The organism is Pseudomonas sp. GV085 (assembly GCF_003050925.1).
Classification (GTDB): Bacteria; Pseudomonadota; Gammaproteobacteria; order Pseudomonadales; family Pseudomonadaceae; genus Aquipseudomonas.
Genome location: NZ_QAOV01000005.1, coordinates 110,306 through 128,970, shown reverse-complemented (window position 1 = coordinate 128,970; position 18,665 = coordinate 110,306). Strand labels below are relative to the sequence as shown.

Annotated in this window: 16 protein-coding genes; 11 read left to right on the top strand and 5 right to left on the bottom strand. The window is 60.6% G+C overall.

Features of this window, described 5'->3' with window-relative positions; translation table 11 throughout:
• Positions 1–496: 496 nt before the first annotated feature.
• Entirely contained in the window at positions 497–1,792 is a 1,296-nt protein-coding gene (gene gbcA / locus C8K63_RS12355; protein ID WP_108217250.1) for a glycine-betaine demethylase subunit GbcA, read from the bottom strand.
• A 282-nt stretch (positions 1,793–2,074) separates the two neighbouring features.
• Here gbcA and gbcB point away from each other — a divergent pair, with 282 nt between their 5' ends.
• A complete protein-coding gene (gene gbcB / locus C8K63_RS12345; RefSeq protein ID WP_108216964.1) occupies positions 2,075–3,175 on the top strand; it encodes a glycine-betaine demethylase subunit GbcB in 1,101 nt (366 codons plus the stop codon).
• A 133-nt stretch (positions 3,176–3,308) separates the two neighbouring features.
• Here the strand turns inward: gbcB and C8K63_RS12340 are convergent, their stop codons facing one another.
• A complete protein-coding gene (locus tag C8K63_RS12340; RefSeq protein WP_108216963.1) occupies positions 3,309–4,133 on the bottom strand; it encodes an NAD(P)-dependent oxidoreductase in 825 nt (274 codons plus the stop codon).
• A 210-nt stretch (positions 4,134–4,343) separates the two neighbouring features.
• A complete protein-coding gene (locus tag C8K63_RS12335; protein WP_108216962.1) occupies positions 4,344–5,384 on the bottom strand; it encodes a low specificity L-threonine aldolase in 1,041 nt (346 codons plus the stop codon).
• A gap of 132 nt (positions 5,385–5,516) precedes the next feature.
• Here C8K63_RS12335 and C8K63_RS12330 point away from each other — a divergent pair, with 132 nt between their 5' ends.
• From C8K63_RS12330 to C8K63_RS12290, 9 genes are all read left to right on the top strand, one after another.
• Positions 5,517–6,269 carry a TraX family protein gene (locus C8K63_RS12330; protein ID WP_108216961.1) on the top strand — a complete coding sequence of 251 codons (753 nt, stop codon included), beginning with the start codon at positions 5,517–5,519 and terminating at the stop codon, positions 6,267–6,269.
• Between the two features lie 180 nt (positions 6,270–6,449).
• Complete coding sequence (gene glyA / locus C8K63_RS12325; RefSeq protein WP_108216960.1) at positions 6,450–7,703, top strand: serine hydroxymethyltransferase; 1,254 nt, start codon at positions 6,450–6,452, stop codon at positions 7,701–7,703.
• A gap of 23 nt (positions 7,704–7,726) precedes the next feature.
• Positions 7,727–8,977 (top strand): sarcosine oxidase subunit beta, encoded by a 1,251-nt coding sequence (locus tag C8K63_RS12320; protein WP_038981138.1) that lies wholly within the window; start codon positions 7,727–7,729, stop codon positions 8,975–8,977.
• Between the two features lie 14 nt (positions 8,978–8,991).
• On the top strand, positions 8,992–9,321 hold the full coding sequence (locus C8K63_RS12315; protein WP_046039383.1) for a sarcosine oxidase subunit delta: 330 nt from the start codon (positions 8,992–8,994) through the stop codon (positions 9,319–9,321).
• Positions 9,318–12,335: a sarcosine oxidase subunit alpha gene (locus tag C8K63_RS12310; protein ID WP_108216959.1), complete on the top strand. Its 3,018-nt coding sequence runs from the start codon at positions 9,318–9,320 to the stop codon at positions 12,333–12,335. The genes C8K63_RS12315 and C8K63_RS12310 overlap by 4 nt, the downstream gene beginning before the upstream one ends.
• 158 nt (positions 12,336–12,493) lie before the next feature.
• Positions 12,494–13,126, top strand: a complete 633-nt coding sequence (locus tag C8K63_RS12305) for a sarcosine oxidase subunit gamma (protein WP_108216958.1) — start codon at positions 12,494–12,496, stop codon at positions 13,124–13,126.
• Positions 13,127–13,276: 150 nt separating this feature from the next.
• Complete coding sequence (gene purU / locus C8K63_RS12300) at positions 13,277–14,134, top strand: formyltetrahydrofolate deformylase (RefSeq protein ID WP_108216957.1); 858 nt, start codon at positions 13,277–13,279, stop codon at positions 14,132–14,134.
• A gap of 191 nt (positions 14,135–14,325) precedes the next feature.
• The gene (gene fdhA, locus C8K63_RS12295; RefSeq protein ID WP_108216956.1) at positions 14,326–15,525 is read left to right on the top strand and encodes a formaldehyde dehydrogenase, glutathione-independent; all 1,200 of its coding nucleotides are present in this window, start codon (positions 14,326–14,328) and stop codon (positions 15,523–15,525) included.
• 270 nt (positions 15,526–15,795) lie between these two features.
• Positions 15,796–16,350 carry a DUF2780 domain-containing protein gene (locus C8K63_RS12290; RefSeq protein WP_108217249.1) on the top strand — a complete coding sequence of 185 codons (555 nt, stop codon included), beginning with the start codon at positions 15,796–15,798 and terminating at the stop codon, positions 16,348–16,350.
• A gap of 1 nt (position 16,351) precedes the next feature.
• On the opposite strand, the gene C8K63_RS12285 is transcribed toward C8K63_RS12290, so the two are convergent.
• Positions 16,352–17,239: an acyltransferase gene (locus C8K63_RS12285; protein WP_108216955.1), complete on the bottom strand. Its 888-nt coding sequence runs from the start codon at positions 17,237–17,239 to the stop codon at positions 16,352–16,354.
• Between the two features lie 164 nt (positions 17,240–17,403).
• Between C8K63_RS12285 and C8K63_RS12280 the strand changes: the two genes are divergently transcribed.
• The gene (locus C8K63_RS12280; RefSeq protein WP_108217248.1) at positions 17,404–17,910 is read left to right on the top strand and encodes an ATP-dependent zinc protease; all 507 of its coding nucleotides are present in this window, start codon (positions 17,404–17,406) and stop codon (positions 17,908–17,910) included.
• A 12-nt stretch (positions 17,911–17,922) separates the two neighbouring features.
• Here C8K63_RS12280 and C8K63_RS12275 read toward each other — a convergent pair whose 3' ends face one another.
• Positions 17,923–18,552 carry a glutathione S-transferase gene (locus C8K63_RS12275; RefSeq protein WP_177413279.1) on the bottom strand — a complete coding sequence of 210 codons (630 nt, stop codon included), beginning with the start codon at positions 18,550–18,552 and terminating at the stop codon, positions 17,923–17,925.
• Positions 18,553–18,665: the final 113 nt, after the last annotated feature.

Sequence of the window (18,665 nt, the reverse complement as noted above, 5' to 3'; positions counted from 1 at the left end):
ACCGGTTTCTTGCGGGTCATAGCGGTTTTCCACAGCGTCTTCGAAGTTAACCCCAAAGTCTGTTGGCGCTTCTGTGGATAAGGTGTTTGCCATCCTCTGGAGGCCTTGTATTCCGTGCCTTTCAGGTTGATGATCAAAAAATGATCAGTCCGATCGTGGAAGCATGCTTCTGGATAAGTCACGGTTTTTCTTTGGTTTTTTTAGAGAAATTTTGCAGTCTTTCCACAGTTGTCCCCAATAGCTGTGGGTGGAGATGTGGATAACTTGTTTGCGGAAGGCTGGGAGGTGCGGCGGGCATAGGCCTGAACGAGATAGGTCATATTTCGTACAGTTCTAATGCGCTGAGAGAAAACCTGTCGCGGGCAAGCCCCTTGTAGGAGCGAGCTTGCTCGCGAAGGTCGTGAACGATAACGCGTAAAACCAGATGCCCAGCGGTGGCCTCGAGTTTTTCGTCGGAACGCCGCCCGGAGCAAGCCCGTTCCTACAGGGGAGAGCTTCAGCCGCTGACCGGAACCCCTTTGAGGTACGGCGCAGGCTCGGCCCCAAGGTTGTTCAGCAACCGCTCGCTGTACCAGTCCACGAAGTTCACCACGCCGAACTCATAGGTCTTGGAGTACGGGCCAGGCTGGTAGGCGGTGGAGTTGATGCCGCGCTGGTTCTCTTCGGCCAGGCGACGGTCCTGGTCGTTGGTGGCGTCCCAGACCTGGCGCATGCGCTCCACGTCGTAGTCCACGCCTTCGACCGCGTCCTTGTGCACGATCCACTTGGTGGTGACCATGGTTTCCTGGGCGCTGATCGGCCACACGGTGAACACGATGATGTGGTCGCCCATGCAGTGGTTCCACGAGTGCGGCAGGTGCAGGATGCGCATCGAGCCCAGATCCGGGTTCTGGATCCGGCCCATGAGTTTTTTGCAGCCTTGCTTGCCGTCGATCGTCATCGACACGGTGCCCTTGAGCAGCGGCATGCGCACGATACGGTTACGCAGGCCGAAACTGGCGTGGGCGTAAGGGATCTTCTCGGCTTCCCAGGCAGCGGCCGAAGCAGCGACGTGGTCCTTGAAGGCCTGATCCGCGCGCGGGTCGGTGACGTCGTCCCATTCCAGCAGGGTTTTCAACAGTTCCGGGTGCGACGCGTTGCAGTGGTAGCACTCGCGGTTGTTTTCCAGCACCAGTTTCCAGTTGGCTTTTTCGAACAAGGTGGTCTGGATCGCCACCTTGGTGTTCTCCATATCGTACGGTTCCATGTAATGGTTCAGCGTCGACAGGAAGTCATCGATGGCCGGCGGGTTTTCCGACAGGCTGATGAAGATGTAACCGCCAGCAGTTTTGACGTTTACTGGCTTGAGGCCGTACTGCTTCATGTCGAAGTCGGCGCCCATTTCGGTGCCGGCGAACAGCAGGCGACCGTCCAGCTCATACGTCCACTGGTGGTAGTGGCAGACCAGTTTGGCGACTTTGCCTTTTTCACTGGTGCACAGCCGAGAACCGCGGTGACGGCAGACGTTGTGGAACGCATGGACCACGCCGTCGGCACCACGAATCACAATGATCGGGTTCTTGCCGACTTGCAGGGTCAGGTAGTTGCCCTTGGTCGGGATTTCGCAGGTCATGCCGGCGATCAACCACTCTTTCTGGAAGATTTCCTGCATATCGATATCAAACAGCCGCTCGTCAGAGTAAAACGGCTGCGGCAGCGAGAAGGTGCGCTCGCGCTCTTGCAGCATCTGTGCGGTGGCCTTGCGTGCGGGTTCCAGCGGATCGCCCAGGCTCAGGGTAGTGGTGACGTCCATCATTTAATCCTCAAGGCCATTCTGTGTGGCCGGCGAATAGTGGCTACGGTTGTGCGACGCAAGACAAAAAACAGCAGTTATCTGTTGAGGCGAGTGTGGGGCCGGCGCTGCCCGGAACCTTATCCATGGGCGACATGGCCCAATCTGTTCCCGACGCGCAACCCCCGGTAATTGGGGGCTGGTCGCGATAAGTATGTGAATGTCGCAGATAGGTAAATGGGAGGTTCGCGCTATACGCAGAATCCCCAACATGAAGGCCGACAGTCGGCCGTGGAGATCAGCATGTCCAACAGCTTCCTGAACCCGGTAACCACCCAGACCTGGGCCAATGGCCGACACATTGTCCGTTGCGTCAAAGTCATCCAGGAAACCTGGGATGTGCGCACCTTCTGTTTCATGGCCGACCAGCCGATTCTGTTCTTTTTCAAGCCCGGGCAATTCGTCACCCTGGAGCTGGAAATCGACGGCGTACAGATCATGCGCTCCTACACCATTTCCAGTTCGCCGTCGGTGCCGTACAGCTTTTCGGTGACCATCAAGCGTGTGCCGGGGGGCAAGGTGTCCAACTGGCTGCACGACACTCTGCATGAAGGCCAGGAGCTGGCGGTGCACGGGCCGGTCGGACTGTTCAATGCCATGGACTTCCCTGCGCCGAAAGTACTCTACCTCAGCGGCGGCGTCGGCATCACGCCGTGCATGTCCATGGCGCGCTGGTTCTACGACACCAACGGCAACGTCGACATGACGTTTATCCACAGCGCCCGCTCGCCCAAAGACATCATTTACCACCGCGAACTGGAACACATGGCTTCGCGGATCGAGAACTTCAGCCTGCACCTGATCTGCGAGAAACATGGCATGGGTGAGCCTTGGGCCGGTTATCGCGGTTACCTGAACCACAGAATGCTTGAATTGATGGCGCCGGATTTCCTTGAGCGCGAAGTGTTCTGCTGCGGCCCGACACCGTATATGAGCGCGGTCAAGCGCTTGCTGGAAGGCGCTGGCTTCGACATGTCGCGCTACCACGAAGAGTCCTTCGGCGCGACTCCGCCAGAAGCCCGCGCCGACGCCGTGGAACACGCTGAACAAGCGGCCGAGGCAGCGGAAGTGGACGAGGCGGATCTGCATCAGGTGGAATTCATCGCATCCGGCAAGAGCATTCGTGTGGCCCCGGGCGAGACCGTGCATGCGGCGGCGGCCAAGGTCGGCCTGATGATCCCGAAAGCGTGCGGCATGGGCATCTGCGGCACCTGCAAGGTGTTGAAGCTGGGTGGTGAAGTGGAAATGGAACACAACGGCGGGATCACCGAGGAAGACGAAGCCGAAGGGTATATCCTGTCGTGCTGCAGCGTGCCGAAAGGGGACGTGCGGATCGAGTATTGATCAACGCCGATCCTCTGTAGGAGCGAGCTTGCTCGCGATGGGCTTGAAAGCGCTGCGTTTATTCAGAAAGCACGCGTTATCGTTAGCGTCCATCGCGAGCGAGCTCGCTCCTACAGAGGCGGACTCGATCCACTCAGTCGACGAACAGGTCAGGCATTAGTGTGTCGCTGCTGTCCGGTGCAAAGCGATAGTGATTGAACTCGGTCGCACCGTTCTCCCGCAAAATTTCCTCATCAATCAACAGTCGCCCGGTCAGGCTGCGGTTGGTACTGCTCAAAATGACGTGCGCCGCATCGGCCATGATCGCAGGCAGGCGCGCATGCTTGAACGACTCCCTCGACCCCAGCTGAAACTCGATGGCAGCGGTGGCGATCATTGTCTGTGGCCACAGCGAGTTGACGCTGATCCCGTAATTCCTGAATTCCTCACTCATGCCCAAGGTCAGCATGCTCATGCCGTATTTGGTCACGGTGTACGGGCTGTACTGGGCAAACCACTTGGTGGCCAGGTTCAGGGGTGGGGACAGGTTGAGGATGTGGCCACCGGGCTTCTTCAAATAGGGCAGGGCGGCCTGGCTGCACAGCAGCACGGCACGGGTGTTGATCTGATGCATCAAGTCGAAGCGTTTGAGTTCGAGGTGCTGGACCCCGGTCAATTTGATCGCCCCGGCGTTATTGATCAGCGCATCGATGCTGCCGAAATGTTCGTTGGCCTGGGCCAGCGCTTCGCGTACGGCGTCTTCCTCACGCACATCCACCTGCAGAGCCAAGGCTTTCCCGCCAGCGGCTTCCACTTCCCGGGCCACACTGAAAATCGTGCCCGGCAACTTGGGGTGGGGTTCGGCACTTTTGGCGGCGATCACAATGTTGGCCCCATCGCGTGCGGCCCGCAGCGCAATCTCGCGGCCGATGCCGCGGCTGGCACCGGTGATGAACAGGGTTTTGCCTTGCAACGACATGCTGACGCTCCTGATTGTTGTTATGTGAGCGGATCGGCTCGACAAACAATGTAGACGATGTCTTCAGGTGCGGACTGTCAGGGGATACGGATGGCTTTTGTAGGAGTGAGCCTGCTCGCGATAGCGGTCTTTCATCCAACAGATCTGGTGAATGATCGGGCCTCATCGCGAGCAGGCTCGCTCCTGCAGGGGGCTGGGTTAACCAAAGTTTTAGTGGGACATCACTTCACGGATATCCCGCGCCAACTCACGTACGCGCTCTTCCTCGGTGTCCCACGAGCACATGAACCGTGCGCCGCCGTTGCCGATGAAGGTGTAGAAGCGCCAGCCCTTGGCGGTCAGCGCGGCGATGGCCGGTTCCGACAGTTGCAGGAACACGCCGTTGGCCTGTACCGGGAACATCAGCTCCACGCCCGGAATGTCGCTGACCAGTTCGGCCAGCAATTGCGCGCAGTGGTTGGCGTGGTTGGCGTATTTGAGCCAGGCGTCGTTTTCCAGGATTCCGACCCATGGTGCCGAGAGGAAGCGCATTTTCGACGCCAGTTGCCCGGCCTGTTTGCAGCGGTAATCGAAGTCTTCGGCGAGTTTGTGGTTGAAGAACAGAATCGCCTCGCCCACCGCCATGCCGTTTTTCGTACCGCCGAAGCACAGCACGTCGACGCCGGCCTTCCAGGTCAGGTCGGCCGGGGTGCAGCCGAGGAATGCGCAGGCGTTGGAGAAGCGCGCGCCATCCATGTGCAGGTTCAGGCCCAGTTCCTTGCAGGTGGCGCTGATGGCGCGGATTTCGTCCGGGGTGTAGACGCTGCCGACTTCGGTGGCCTGGGTCAGGGTCACCACACGAGGTTTCGGGTAGTGGATATCCTGGCGCTTGAGCGCGACCTCGCGGATCGAATCCGGGGTCAATTTGCCGTTTTCGGTGCGGGCGATCAGCAGTTTGGAGCCGTTGGAGAAGAATTCCGGGGCGCCGCATTCGTCGGTTTCGACGTGGGCGGTTTCCGAGCAGATCACGCTGTGGTAACTCTGGCACAGCGACGACAGCGCCAGCGAGTTGGCGGCGGTGCCGTTGAAGGCGAAAAACACTTCGCAGTCGGTTGCAAACAGTTTGCGGAAATCGTCGGACGCGCGGGCGGTCCACTCGTCGTCGCCGTATGCGCGTTGGTGGCCGTGGTTGGCCAGTTCCATGGCCGCCCAGGCTTCAGGGCAGATACCGGAATAGTTGTCGCTGGCGAATTGTTGGCTCTTGTCGGTCATGGCCTGCTTCCGTGGTCGAGATGCCTATGGTGAAGCGTCCCGTGGTCAATGAGGGTGCGCATTGCACCCAAGATCGTCAGGTGCGGCGCACAGGATGTCGCTGTCGGGAAAATACACGGTCGAAGGGCAATTATGCACGTGACTATGCACAAGAACATGCACAAGGCCATGCACTTAAAGCAGCGCGACGGGGCACTGGATCTGCTCAAGTGGCTGGCGCTTTTGAGCATGGTGCTCGATCACCTGCGATATGTCGGTTATTCCGCCGATTTGCTGTATGTGCCGGGACGCTTGGCGTTTCCATGGTTCTGCCTGGCGATGGCGGCCAATCTGGCGCGCGTGCGGACTGCGACGATCGGTGGCCAGTGGCACTATCTGGGGTGGTTGCTGCTGTTTAGCGCGGTGAGTGAAATTCCTTACCGAATGTTCATTCCCGATCCCGACACCTTGAATGTGCTGCCCACCCTTGCCCTGGGCTTGCTGGTGGTTCGTGGATGGCAGCAACCGGTGCTTGCATCGCGACTGCTGGCGGTCGGCGCGGTACTGCTGGCAGTGTTTTTCTCCCAGCGCTTGATGTTCGGTTTCTATGGCGTTCTGTTGCCGCTGGCGATGCTGCTGGTACTGCAACGGCCTTGGTATTTCGCACTGTTGCCGGGGATGGTGTGCCTGGCGGCCAATCAATGGCAGGTGCTGTATTACTCTGTTCGATTGGGCAATCACGTGGCGATGGCGGCAGTCGCCACTTGTCTGATTGCGCCATGGCTCGGGCTGTTCTTGTTGCGACATGCCGAGGGCGTAAAACCACCGCCCATGCGACGTTGGGCGTATGCGCTGTATCCCGTGCATTTTCTGCTGTTACTCGCAGTACGACAGGCTATCGCATAACCCCCGTAGGAGGTATGCAAGACTCCGCGCGCGATCCCATGTCGTAAACGCACCTTTGCGTGGCGCCCGTAGGCATTTGACGACTCCAAGCCAGTCATACCATCGCTACCAAAGGGCACTGCCGAAAAGCCAGTGCCTCACCGAGACGAATGGCGCACCGCCGCCGCTGGGAGAGACGCGATGTTCAGCAAGCAAGACCAGATCCAGGGTTACGACGATGCACTGCTGGCGGCGATGAATGCCGAGGAGCAACGTCAGGAAGATCACATCGAGCTGATCGCGTCGGAGAACTACACCAGCAAGCGCGTGATGGAAGCGCAAGGCAGCGGCCTGACCAACAAATACGCCGAAGGCTATCCGGGCAAGCGCTACTACGGTGGCTGCGAGCACGTCGACAAAGTTGAGGCGCTGGCCATCGAGCGCGCCAAGCAACTGTTCGGTGCCGATTACGCCAACGTCCAGCCGCACTCCGGTTCCTCGGCCAACAGCGCCGTGTACCTGGCCCTGCTGCAAGCCGGCGACACCATCCTCGGCATGAGCCTGGCCCACGGCGGTCACCTGACCCACGGCGCCAAAGTGTCGTCCTCGGGCAAACTGTACAACGCCGTGCAGTACGGCATCGACACCAAGACCGGCCTGATCGATTACGACGAAGTCGAGCGCCTGGCCGTCGAGTGCAAGCCGAAGATGATCGTTGCCGGCTTCTCGGCCTACTCCAAGACCCTCGACTTCCCGCGCTTCCGCCAGATCGCCGACAAGGTCGGTGCACTGCTGTTCGTCGACATGGCTCACGTCGCCGGTCTGGTCGCTGCCGGTCTGTACCCGAACCCGCTGCCTTACGCCGATGTGGTCACCACCACTACCCACAAGACCCTGCGCGGTCCACGTGGCGGCCTGATCCTGGCCAAGTCCAACGAAGAAATCGAGAAGAAGCTCAACGCGGCAGTTTTTCCGGGTGCCCAGGGCGGCCCGCTGATGCACGTGATCGCCGGTAAGGCAGTGTGCTTCAAGGAAGCGCTGGAGCCTGGCTTCAAGGTTTACCAGCAACAAGTGATCGACAACGCCCAGGCCATGGCCGGCGTGTTTATCAAACGCGGCTACGATGTAGTGTCCGGCGGCACCGACAACCACCTGTTCCTGGTCAGCCTGATCCGTCAGGGCCTTACCGGCAAAGAGGCGGATGCAGCACTCGGTCGCGCCCACATCACTGTGAACAAGAACGCTGTCCCGAACGATCCACAGTCGCCGTTCGTGACCTCCGGCCTGCGTATCGGCACCCCGGCAGTCACCACTCGCGGCTTCAAGGTGACCCAGTGCGTCACACTGGCCGGCTGGATCTGCGACATCCTCGACAACCTCGGCGATGCCGATGTCGAAGCGAATGTTGCGCAGCAAGTGGCGGCCCTGTGCGCGGACTTCCCGGTTTATCGCTGAGTGCGGTTTTGGAGTAAATGACTATGCAACGCTACTCGGGCTTCGGCCTCTTCAAACACTCTCTCAGCCATCATGAAAACTGGCAGAAAATGTGGCGCACGCCGACCCCTAAAAAGGTCTACGACGTGGTCATCGTCGGCGGTGGCGGGCATGGTCTGGCGACCGCCTACTACCTGGCCAAGGAACACGGCATCACCAACGTGGCCGTGGTCGAGAAAGGCTGGCTGGGCGGCGGTAACACCGCGCGCAACACCACCATCGTTCGTTCCAACTACCTGTGGGACGAGTCGGCGCACCTGTACGAACACGCGATGAAATTGTGGGAAGGCCTGTCCCAGGACCTGAACTACAACGTGATGTTCTCCCAGCGTGGCGTCTACAACCTGTGCCACACCCTGCAGGACATTCGTGATTCCGAGCGTCGGGTCAGCGCCAACCGCCTCAATGGCGTGGACGGTGAACTGCTCGATGCCAAACAGGTTGCCGACGAGATTCCGTACCTCGACTGCTCCAAGAACACTCGCTACCCGGTGATGGGCGCAACCGTCCAGCGTCGCGGCGGCGTGGCCCGTCACGATGCCGTGGCCTGGGGCTTTGCCCGTGCTGCTGACGCCTTGGGCGTGGACCTGATCCAGCAGACCGAAGTGATCGGTTTCCGTAAGGAAAACGGCGTGTGCATCGGTGTTGAAACCAACAAGGGCTTCATCGGCGCCAAGCGCGTCGGTGTGGTCACCGCCGGTAACTCCGGGCACATGGCCAAACTCGCCGGTTTCCGTCTGCCGATCGAATCGCACCCGCTGCAAGCGCTGGTGTCCGAGCCGATCAAGCCGATTATCGACAGCGTGATCATGTCCAACGCCGTACACGGTTACATCAGCCAGTCCGACAAGGGCGACCTGGTGATCGGCGCCGGTATCGACGGTTACAACGGCTACGGCCAGCGCGGTTCTTACCCGGTGATCGAACACACCGTCCAGGCCATCGTCGAGATGTTCCCGGTGCTGTCGCGCGTACGCATGAACCGTCAGTGGGGCGGCATCGTCGACACCACGCCGGATGCCTGCCCGATCATTTCGAAAACCCCGGTACCGAACATGTTCTTCAACTGCGGTTGGGGTACCGGTGGCTTCAAGGCCACACCTGGCTCGGGCAACGTATTTGCCGCCAGCCTGGCCAAGGGTGAAATGCACCCATTGGCTGCACCTTTCTCCATCGACCGTTTCCACAACGGTGCGTTGATCGACGAACACGGCGCTGCAGCAGTCGCCCACTAACAGGAGAAATCCCTATGTTGCATATCTTCTGTCCTCACTGTGGCGAACTGCGCTCCGAAGAGGAATTCCATGCATCCGGCCAGGCGCACATCCCGCGCCCACTGGATCCGAACACCTGCACCGACGAGGAGTGGGGCGACTACATGTTTTTCCGCGATAACCCGCGCGGTCTGCATCACGAGCTGTGGGATCACGTCGCCGGTTGCCGCCAGTACTTCAACGTCACCCGCGACACCGTGACCTACGAGATTCTCGAAACCTACAAGATCGGCACCAAGCCACAATTCACCGACAAGACCGATAGCCCGAAAGCGGCCAGCACGGCTCTGGGAGAGAAGGTATGAGCCAGATCAATCGCCTGTCCAACGGCGGACGGATCGACCGCAACAAAGTCTTGACCTTCACCTTCAACGGCCAGAACTACAAAGGCTTCGAAGGCGATTCCCTGGCCGCTGCACTGCTGGCCAACGGCGTCGACATCATCGGTCGCAGCTTCAAGTATTCCCGTCCGCGCGGCATCTTCGCCGCCGGTGCCGAAGAGCCGAACGCGGTGTTGCAGATCGGCGCCACCGAAGCCACGCAGATCCCTAACGTGCGCGCCACGCAACAGGCGCTGTATCAAGGCCTGGTCGCCACCAGCACCAACGGCTGGCCGAGCGTGAACAACGACATGATGGGGATTCTCGGCAAGGTCGGCGGCAAGCTGATGCCACCGGGCTTCTACTACAAAACCTTCATGTACCCGCAATCGTTCTGGATGACTTACGAGAAGTACATCCGCAAGGCCGCCGGCCTGGGTCGCTCGCCGACCGAGAACGATCCGGACACCTACGACTACATGAACCAGCACTGCGACGTGCTGATCGTCGGTGCCGGCCCTGCCGGCCTGGCGGCTGCCCTGGCGGCTGCGCGCAGCGGTGCCCGCGTGATCCTCGCCGATGAGCAGGAAGAGTTCGGCGGCAGCCTGCTAGATTCCCGCGAAAGCCTCGACGGCAAGCCTGCGACCGAATGGGTCGCCAGCGTCATCGACGAACTGAAGAACACCCCGGACGTGCTGCTGTTGCCGCGCGCCACCGTCAATGGCTACCACGACCATAACTTCCTGACCATTCACGAGCGCCTCACCGATCACCTCGGCGACCGCGCACCGATTGGCCAGGTGCGTCAGCGCATTCACCGGGTCCGTGCCAAGCGTGTAGTGCTGGCGACCGGCGCTCACGAGCGTCCACTGGTCTACGGCAACAACGACGTGCCGGGCAACATGCTCGCCGGCGCCATCTCGACCTACGTGCGTCGTTACGGCGTGGCACCGGGCAAGAAGCTGGTGCTGTCGACCAACAACGACCACGCCTACCGCGTTGCCCTGGATTGGCTCGATGCCAGCCTGCAAGTGGTGGCCATCGCCGATGCCCGCAGCAACCCGCGTGGTGCGCTGGTGGAAGAAGCGCGTGCCAAAGGTATCCGCATTCTCACCGGCAGCGCCGTGATCGAGGCCCGTGGCAGCAAGCGCGTGACCGCTGCCCGTGTGGCCGCCATCGATGTCAAAGCCCACACCGTGACCAGCCCAGGCGAATGGCTCGACTGCGACGTGGTAGCCAGCTCCGGTGGTTACAGCCCGGTGGTTCACCTGGCTTCGCACCTGGGTGGCAAGCCGATCTGGCGCGAAGACATCCTCGGTTTCGTACCGGGCGAAGCACCGCAGAAACGCGTGTGTGTCGGTGGCATCAACGGCGTCTACGGCCTTGGCGATTCTCTGGCCGACGGTTTTGAAGGGGGCGCTCGCGCCGCCGCTGAAGCCGGGTTCCAGACCGTCGAAGGCGTACTGCCGAAAGCCCTGAGCCGTCTCGAAGAGCCGACCCTGGCGCTGTTCCAGGTGCCGCATGAAAAGAACACCGCACGGGCGCCGAAGCAATTCGTCGACCTGCAAAACGACGTCACCGCCGCCGCCATCGAACTGGCGACCCGCGAAGGCTTCGAGTCGGTCGAGCACGTCAAGCGCTACACCGCGCTGGGCTTCGGCACCGATCAGGGCAAGCTCGGCAACGTCAACGGCCTGGCCATCGCTGCCCGCTCGCTGAACGTGACCATCCCGCAGATGGGCACCACCATGTTCCGTCCGAACTACACGCCGGTGACTTTTGGCGCCGTGGCCGGTCGTCACTGTGGGCACATCTTCGAGCCGGTGCGCTACACCGCACTGCATCAATGGCACCTGAAGAGCGGCGCCGAGTTCGAAGACGTCGGCCAGTGGAAACGTCCGTGGTACTTCCCGAAATCCGGTGAAGACCTGCACGCGGCAGTCAAGCGCGAGTGCAAAGCCGTGCGCGACAGCGTCGGCCTGCTCGACGCTTCGACCCTGGGCAAGATCGACATCCAGGGCCCGGATACGCGCGAGTTCCTCAACCGCGTCTACACCAACGCCTGGACCAAGCTCGATGTGGGCAAGGCCCGTTACGGCCTGATGTGCAAAGAAGACGGCATGGTGTTCGACGACGGCGTGACGGCTTGCCTGGCCGACAACCATTTCGTCATGACCACCACCACCGGCGGCGCAGCTCGTGTGCTGCAGTGGCTGGAGCTGTACCACCAGACCGAATGGCCGGACATGAAGGTGTACTTCACCTCCGTCACCGACCACTGGGCAACCATGACCTTGTCCGGGCCGAACAGCCGCAAGCTGCTCAGCGAAGTCACCGACATCGACCTGAGCAACGAAGCCTTCCCGTTCATGACCTGGAAAGAAGGTCTGGTCGGTGGTGTGCCGGCGCGGGTATTCCGGATTTCGTTTACCGGTGAGCTGTCGTACGAAGTCAACGTGCAGGCCGACTACGCGATGGGCGTGCTGGAAAAAATCGTCGACGCCGGCAAGAAGTACAACCTGACCCCATACGGCACCGAAACCATGCACGTGCTGCGGGCCGAGAAGGGTTTCATCATCGTCGGTCAGGACACTGACAGCTCGATGACCCCGGACGACCTGAACATGGGCTGGTGTGTCGGTCGCACCAAACCGTTCTCGTGGATCGGCTGGCGTGGCATGAACCGCGAAGACTGCGTGCGTGATCAGCGCAAGCAACTGGTTGGCCTCAAGCCGATCGATCCGAACAAATGGCTGCCGGAAGGCGCGCAACTGGTGTTCAACACCAAGCAGGCGATCCCGATGACCATGGTGGGTCACGTGACCTCCAGTTACCTGCACAACTCCCTGGGCTATTCGTTCGCCATGGGCGTGGTCAAGGGCGGCCTGAACCGCATGGGCGAGCGCGTGTTCGCACCGCTGGCCGACGGCAGCGTGATCGAGGCGGAAATCGTTCCTTCGGTGTTCTTCGATCCGAAGGGCGAACGCCAGAACGTTTGATGGTTCGGATCCTGTGGGGTGCAGCTGCACCGTGGTGAATTCATCGCGAGCAGGCTCACTCCTACAGGTGACCGCGTAACCCTTGTAGGAGCGAGCCTGCTCGCGATGGCGACAGTGCAGCCACCACAGGAACCAACAGAATTCAGAACAGGTGCTTTATGACCGCAGCCAATGTTTACCAACAACGCCCAACCTCCGGGGCCAAGGCCGAGTCGTCGCTGCATCACGCCGACCTCGCCAGCCTGGTGGGCAAGGGCCGCAAGAACGCCGGTGTGACCGTGCGTGAGAAGAAACTCCTCGGCCACCTGACCATCCGTGGCAATGGCCACGACGCCGCATTCGCTGCTGGCGTGCATAAGGCCCTCGGTATCGAGTTGCCGGGTGCACTGACGGTCATCGTCAAAGGCGAAACCAGCCTGCAATGGATGGGGCCGGATGAGTGGCTGCTGATCGTGCCGAGCGGTGAAGAGCTTGCCGCCGAGCAGAAACTGCGCAAAGCGCTGGGCGATCTGCACATTGCAATCGTCAACGTCAGCGGTGGCCAGCAACTCCTCGAACTGAGCGGCCCGAACGTGCGCCAGGTGCTGATGAAGTCCACCAGCTACGACGTGCACCCGAACAACTTCCCGGTGGGCAAAGCTGTCGGCACGGTATTCGCCAAGTCGCAACTGATGATCCGTCACACCGCTGAAGACACTTGGGAACTGTTGATTCGTCGCAGCTTCTCGGATTACTGGTGGCTGTGGTTGCAGGATGCTTCTGCCGAGTTCGGCCTCAGCGTCCAGGCTTGATCACCGCCGTCACTGTAGGAGCGAGCCTGCTCGCGATGGACTTCAAGGCAACGCGTTGAATCAGAAAGTACGCGTCATCGTTGGCCTCCATCGCGAGCAGGGCTCGCTCCTACAGGAGGCATCCACCGATTTCTCAGGAGTCACCGCACCATGAGCCGCGCCCCAGACACATGGATTCTGACCGCCGACTGCCCAAGCCTGCTCGGCACGGTGGACGTGGTGACCCGCTTTCTGTTCGAGCAGGGCTGCTATGTCACCGAGCACCATTCGTTCGATGACCGGCTCTCGGGCCGTTTCTTCATTCGTGTGGAATTCCGCCAACCCGATGGCTTCGACGAACAGTCGTTCCGCGCGGGCCTGGCCGAGCGTGGCGACGCTTTTGGCATGATCTTCGAACTGGTCGCGCCGAACTATCGGCCGAAAGTGGTGATCATGGTCTCCAAGGCCGATCACTGCCTCAACGACTTGCTCTATCGCCAACGCATCGGCCAGTTATCGATGGACGTCGCTGCCGTGGTCTCCAACCACCCGGACCTCAAGCCGTTGGCCGACTGGCACCAGATTCCGTACTACCACTTCCCGCTGGATCCGAACGACAAGCCGTCCCAAGAGCGTCAGGTGTGGCAGGTCATCGAAGAGTCGGGTGCGGAGCTGGTGATCCTTGCGCGCTACATGCAAGTGCTGTCGCCGGAGCTGTGCCGCAAGCTCGATGGCAAGGCGATCAACATCCACCACTCCCTGCTGCCCGGGTTCAAGGGCGCCAAGCCTTATCACCAGGCCTACAACAAGGGCGTGAAACTGGTGGGCGCCACGGCGCATTACATCAACAACGACCTCGATGAAGGCCCGATCATCGCCCAGGGAGTGGAGGCCGTGGACCACAGCCATTACCCGGAAGATTTGATCGCCAAGGGGCGGGATATCGAAGGGCTGACGCTGGCGAGAGCCGTTGGCTATCACATCGAGAGAAGAGTGTTTTTGAACGCCAATCGTACGGTCGTTCTTTAGATCGCCTTCGCTGGCAAGTCGGAACGCCGCATCGCAGCTCCTACAGCTGATCGCGTTTCCCCTGTAGGAGCTGGCTTGCCAGCGAAGAGGCCTTAACAGACAACACAAGACACAAAGGCAATAACCCGAGCACTTAACGCGCTGCCTGCCTGGGTAACGCGGTTTCATAAAAACAACATCGAGGTGAAAGCATGTCTGGTAATCGTGGAGTGGTGTATCTCGGCGCTGGCAAGGTCGAAGTGCAGAGTATTGACTATCCGAAAATGCAGGACCCGCGCGGCAGGAAGATTGAACACGCTGTCATCCTGCGTGTGGTGTCCACCAACATCTGTGGTTCCGACCAGCACATGGTGCGCGGTCGTACCACGGCGCAAACCGGCCTGGTGCTGGGTCATGAGATCACCGGTGAAGTGATCGAGAAGGGCAGCGACGTCGAGAACCTGAATATCGGCGACCTGGTGTCCGTACCGTTCAACGTGGCTTGCGGGCGCTGCCGCTCCTGCAAAGAGATGCATACCGGCGTGTGCCTGAGCGTCAACCCGGCGCGTCCCGGTGGCGCTTATGGTTATGTCGACATGGGCGACTGGACCGGTGGTCAGGCCGAATACGCCATGGTGCCGTACGCCGACTTCAACCTGCTGAAACTGCCGGATCGCGATCGGGCGATGGAAAAAATCCGCGACCTGACCTGCCTCTCCGACATCCTGCCGACTGGCTATCACGGTGCCGTGACCGCTGGCGTTGGCCCGGGCAGCACCGTGTACATCGCTGGTGCCGGTCCGGTTGGCCTGGCTGCAGCCGCTTCGGCCCGTCTGTTGGGTGCGGCGGTGGTGATCGTCGGCGACGTCAACACCGTTCGCCTGGCTCACGCCAAGGCCCAGGGCTTCGAAATCGCCGACCTGTCCCTGGAAACGCCGCTGCACGAACAGATCGCCGCACTGCTCGGCGAGCCGGAAGTGGATTGCGCCGTCGACGCCGTTGGCTTCGAAGCCCGTGGCCATGGCCATGCCGGCGTGAAACACGAAGCCCCGGCCACTGTGCTCAACTCGCTGATGGGCGTGGTGCGTGTGGCAGGCAAGATCGGCATCCCCGGCCTCTACGTGACCGAAGACCCGGGCGCTGTCGACGCTGCCGCGAAAATGGGCAGCCTGAGCATCCGTTTCGGTCTGGGCTGGGCCAAGTCCCACAGCTTCCATACCGGCCAGACCCCGGTAATGAAGTACAACCGCCAACTGATGCAGGCGATCATGTGGGACCGTATCAACATCGCCGAAGTGGTAGGCGTTCAGGTGATCAGCCTGGATCAGGCTCCACAGGGTTATGGCGAGTTCGATGCGGGCGTGCCGAAGAAGTTTGTGATCGATCCGCACAAGATGTTCAGCGCGGCGTAAGTCTTCAGGCCAAACAAATCGGCGACCTTCGGGTCGCCGTTTTTGTTTGGATATCTTTTTCAAACGGCTGCCAGGGTTCCTGATTCAATACCGGCCCCGCCGGCTGCTCAGTGGTGCCATTCATCGCGTGGCATCCAGGGATTCACGTTTCTTATACGTGACCCGTGTAAAAACGGATGCGCGGCAAGGAACATGATTGAGGATGCCCGGTCAAATCGTCAGTTTTACCGCCGGTTTTCGGATGGTTTCATGGCACAAGAGGATGTCTGGATGAAGATTTCACGCGGTATTGCACTCGCTTCGCTGTTGGCACTGTCCGCCAGCCCGGCCTTTGCGCAGTTCAGTCTGAACGACGCGGCCAATGCGATTTCGGGCATGAACGGCGGTGACGCGACCGCGACTGCCGCACCAACACCGCAGACAGCTGACCTGCTAAGCACCCTCACTCAATTGAACATCACCCCACAGCAAGCCATCGGCGGTGCCGGGGCGATGCTGGGGCTGGCGAAGAACCAGTTGAGTTCGACCGACTACTCGGAACTGGCCAAAAGCGTGCCGGGCATCAACATGCTCTCGGGCGGCGGCGAGTTGGGTGCGCTGGCCGGTCTGCTCGGCTCCAGCGGCAAAGCGGCAGGGCTGGACAATGCCCTGGGTAACGTCAAGGACACCAACGACCTGAACAACGCCTTCAGCGCTCTGGGCATGGACAGCGGCATGATTGGCCAGTTTGCCCCGGTGCTCCTGCAGTACTTCGGTCAGCAGGGCGTCGGCGGTACGCTGCTGAGTAGCCTGGGCAGCATCTGGGGCGCCGGCACCGGAATCTGATTCAGCGGCGCTCGGCGCGCAAGGCGTCGATGCGCTGATCCTTCTCGATCCAGAGCTGGTTGACCCAGTTCTGGATCTTCTCGCGAAACGCAGGATCGTTTTCGTAGTCGCCCTGCCACAGCGCCGGGTCGAGTTCGCGGGTCTGGATATCGATGATGACCCTTGGCACATCGCCGCTGATCAAGTCCCGGAATCCCGGAATCTTCTGCTGCGGGTAAACCACCGTCACATCGAGAATCGCATCCAGCTGTTCGCCCATCGCCGCCAGTACAAACGCCACGCCGCCAGCCTTGGGCTTGAGCAGGTGGTTGAACGGTGATTGCTGTTGAGCGCGTTTGGCCGACGTGAACCGCGTGCCTTCCAGATAATTGACCACGGTTACCGGCTGGCGCTTGAACAGCTCGCAGGCCTGTTTGGTGATCTGCAGATCCTTGCCCGTCAGTTCTGGGTGTTTGGCCAGGAACGCCTTGCTGTAGCGCTTCATGAACGGGTAATCCAGCGCCCACCACGCCAGGCCCAGGAAGGGCACCCAGATCAGTTCTTTCTTGAGGAAGAATTTGAAGAATGGCGTGCGCCGGTTCAGCGTCTGGATCAGCGCCGGGATGTCGACCCAGGATTGATGGTTGCTGATCACCAGATACGAAGTATCGCGGCGCAGATCGTCACCGCCGCGGATGTCCCATTGGGTGGGGATGCACAGGCGGAAAATCAGCTTGTCGATCTCGGACCAGGTCTCGGCGATCCACATCACCACCCATGAGGCGTAATCGCGAAAACGACCGGGCAGGACCAGCTTGAGCAGGGCAAACATCAGCAGTGGCCCGATCAGGACCAGGGTGTTGAGCGCAAGCAGCAGGGTCACGAAACAGCCGGTGAGCAGGCGGCGCATAAGTCACTCGTGGAGGCGGTTGGGCGCGCCATGATAAGCAGCTTCGGGCAACAGGCCAAATCAGGTGTGACGAATGTTTCACTTTTGGGTCGGTAACCTTGTGGGAACGATCAAGCGAACGACGGTCTAAAATCCGACCGCACACTCTCATGGAAACCCATTACGTGAAATCCCTCCTTGCAGTGTTCTCCCTCATCGCCCTGCCGGTCATGGCCGCCGAGCCGACCCTGTACGGGCGTTACGAATACATTGCCCTGCCGGAAATCGGCGGGCAGGTCCTCAAGGCCAAAATGGACACCGGCGCCCTGACCGCGTCGCTGTCGGCCAAGGACATCGAAACCTTCAAGCGTGACGGTGAAGACTGGGTGCGCTTCCGCCTCGGCACCAAGGGTGCGGGTAACCAGGTCTACGAACACAAGATAGCGCGCATCAGCAAGATCAAGACCCGTTCTGAAGAGGAGGAAGATGACAGCGAAGCAGTCGCGCCCACGAAGCGTCCAGTGGTCGATCTGGAGCTGTGCCTGGGTAACGTCAAGCGCACCGTGGAGGTCAACCTCACCGACCGCAGCAGCTTCAACTACCCGTTGCTGATCGGCGCCAAGGCGTTGCGTGAGTTCGGGGCAGCGGTGAATCCGGCTCGGCGGTTTACGGCGGACAAGCCGGATTGCTGATTTTTTGAAGGCTTAAACCTTCGGCATCGTCGCAATCATCGAAGGCCGCTGGCTCACCTCGAAATACCACGCTGCGAGTTGCGGATTGGCTTCGCGCCAATCCAGATCCGGATGGCGCAAGTCCAGGTAACCCAGTGCACAGGCCACGCTGATCGAGGCCACGTCGAAATGGCAGGTCAGCTCGGCAATCGCATCTTTCTCCAGCAATGCCAGGGCTCGGCGGATTTTGTCGCGCTGGCCATCGAGCCATTCGTCCCAGTGTTTTTCCGGGGCGCGCAGGGCGACTTCGTAGCGCACCAGCACGGCCGCGTCCATGATGCCATCGGCCAGCGAAGCGAGCGTCAGGCGCCGCCAGCGGGCCGAGCCTTCGCGGGGGATCAGCGGGTTGCCGACGTGCTGCTGATCGAGGTAGTCGAGGATGACCCGGCTGTCATGGATGACATTGCCATCGGCCAGGCGCAGCGCCGGGATTTTGCCCAGGGGGTTGTCGTCGATCAGAGTCAGGTCCGGGTTGACCGGGGTGAGCACACTGGTCTGCAGTGCCACGCGGTCCTGTTGACCGGTTTCATGCAGCAGCACCGTGACTTTGCGAACGAAGGGAGAGAGCGGGTTGTGGTACAGGGTCATGCTCGGGGCGGACATGGCAGCGTCTCGATCGGTGGCAGTGTCGGGCAGCATAGCGCGTCGGAGTGATAGCTCAAGATGGCAAACACCCTTGTAGGAGCGAGCCTGCTCGCGATAGCGGTCTGTCAGCC

Excerpts from the sequence above, each read along its gene's own strand:
- C8K63_RS12275 (WP_177413279.1), bottom strand. The coding sequence starts at position 18,552 with ATGTCCGCCCCGAGCATGACCCTGTACCACAACCCGCTCTCTCCCTTC.
- purU (WP_108216957.1), top strand. The coding sequence starts at position 13,277 with ATGAGCCGCGCCCCAGACACATGGATTCTGACCGCCGACTGCCCAAGC.
- C8K63_RS12320 (WP_038981138.1), top strand. The coding sequence starts at position 7,727 with ATGCAACGCTACTCGGGCTTCGGCCTCTTCAAACACTCTCTCAGCCAT.
- glyA (WP_108216960.1), top strand. The coding sequence starts at position 6,450 with ATGTTCAGCAAGCAAGACCAGATCCAGGGTTACGACGATGCACTGCTG.
- C8K63_RS12335 (WP_108216962.1), bottom strand. The coding sequence starts at position 5,384 with ATGACCGACAAGAGCCAACAATTCGCCAGCGACAACTATTCCGGTATC.
- gbcA (WP_108217250.1), bottom strand. The coding sequence starts at position 1,792 with ATGGACGTCACCACTACCCTGAGCCTGGGCGATCCGCTGGAACCCGCA.
- C8K63_RS12305 (WP_108216958.1), top strand. The coding sequence starts at position 12,494 with ATGACCGCAGCCAATGTTTACCAACAACGCCCAACCTCCGGGGCCAAG.
- C8K63_RS12310 (WP_108216959.1), top strand. The coding sequence starts at position 9,318 with ATGAGCCAGATCAATCGCCTGTCCAACGGCGGACGGATCGACCGCAAC.
- gbcB (WP_108216964.1), top strand. The coding sequence starts at position 2,075 with ATGTCCAACAGCTTCCTGAACCCGGTAACCACCCAGACCTGGGCCAAT.
- C8K63_RS12315 (WP_046039383.1), top strand. The coding sequence starts at position 8,992 with ATGTTGCATATCTTCTGTCCTCACTGTGGCGAACTGCGCTCCGAAGAG.
- C8K63_RS12330 (WP_108216961.1), top strand. The coding sequence starts at position 5,517 with ATGCACGTGACTATGCACAAGAACATGCACAAGGCCATGCACTTAAAG.
- C8K63_RS12290 (WP_108217249.1), top strand. The coding sequence starts at position 15,796 with ATGAAGATTTCACGCGGTATTGCACTCGCTTCGCTGTTGGCACTGTCC.
- fdhA (WP_108216956.1), top strand. The coding sequence starts at position 14,326 with ATGTCTGGTAATCGTGGAGTGGTGTATCTCGGCGCTGGCAAGGTCGAA.
- C8K63_RS12285 (WP_108216955.1), bottom strand. The coding sequence starts at position 17,239 with ATGCGCCGCCTGCTCACCGGCTGTTTCGTGACCCTGCTGCTTGCGCTC.
- C8K63_RS12340 (WP_108216963.1), bottom strand. The coding sequence starts at position 4,133 with ATGTCGTTGCAAGGCAAAACCCTGTTCATCACCGGTGCCAGCCGCGGC.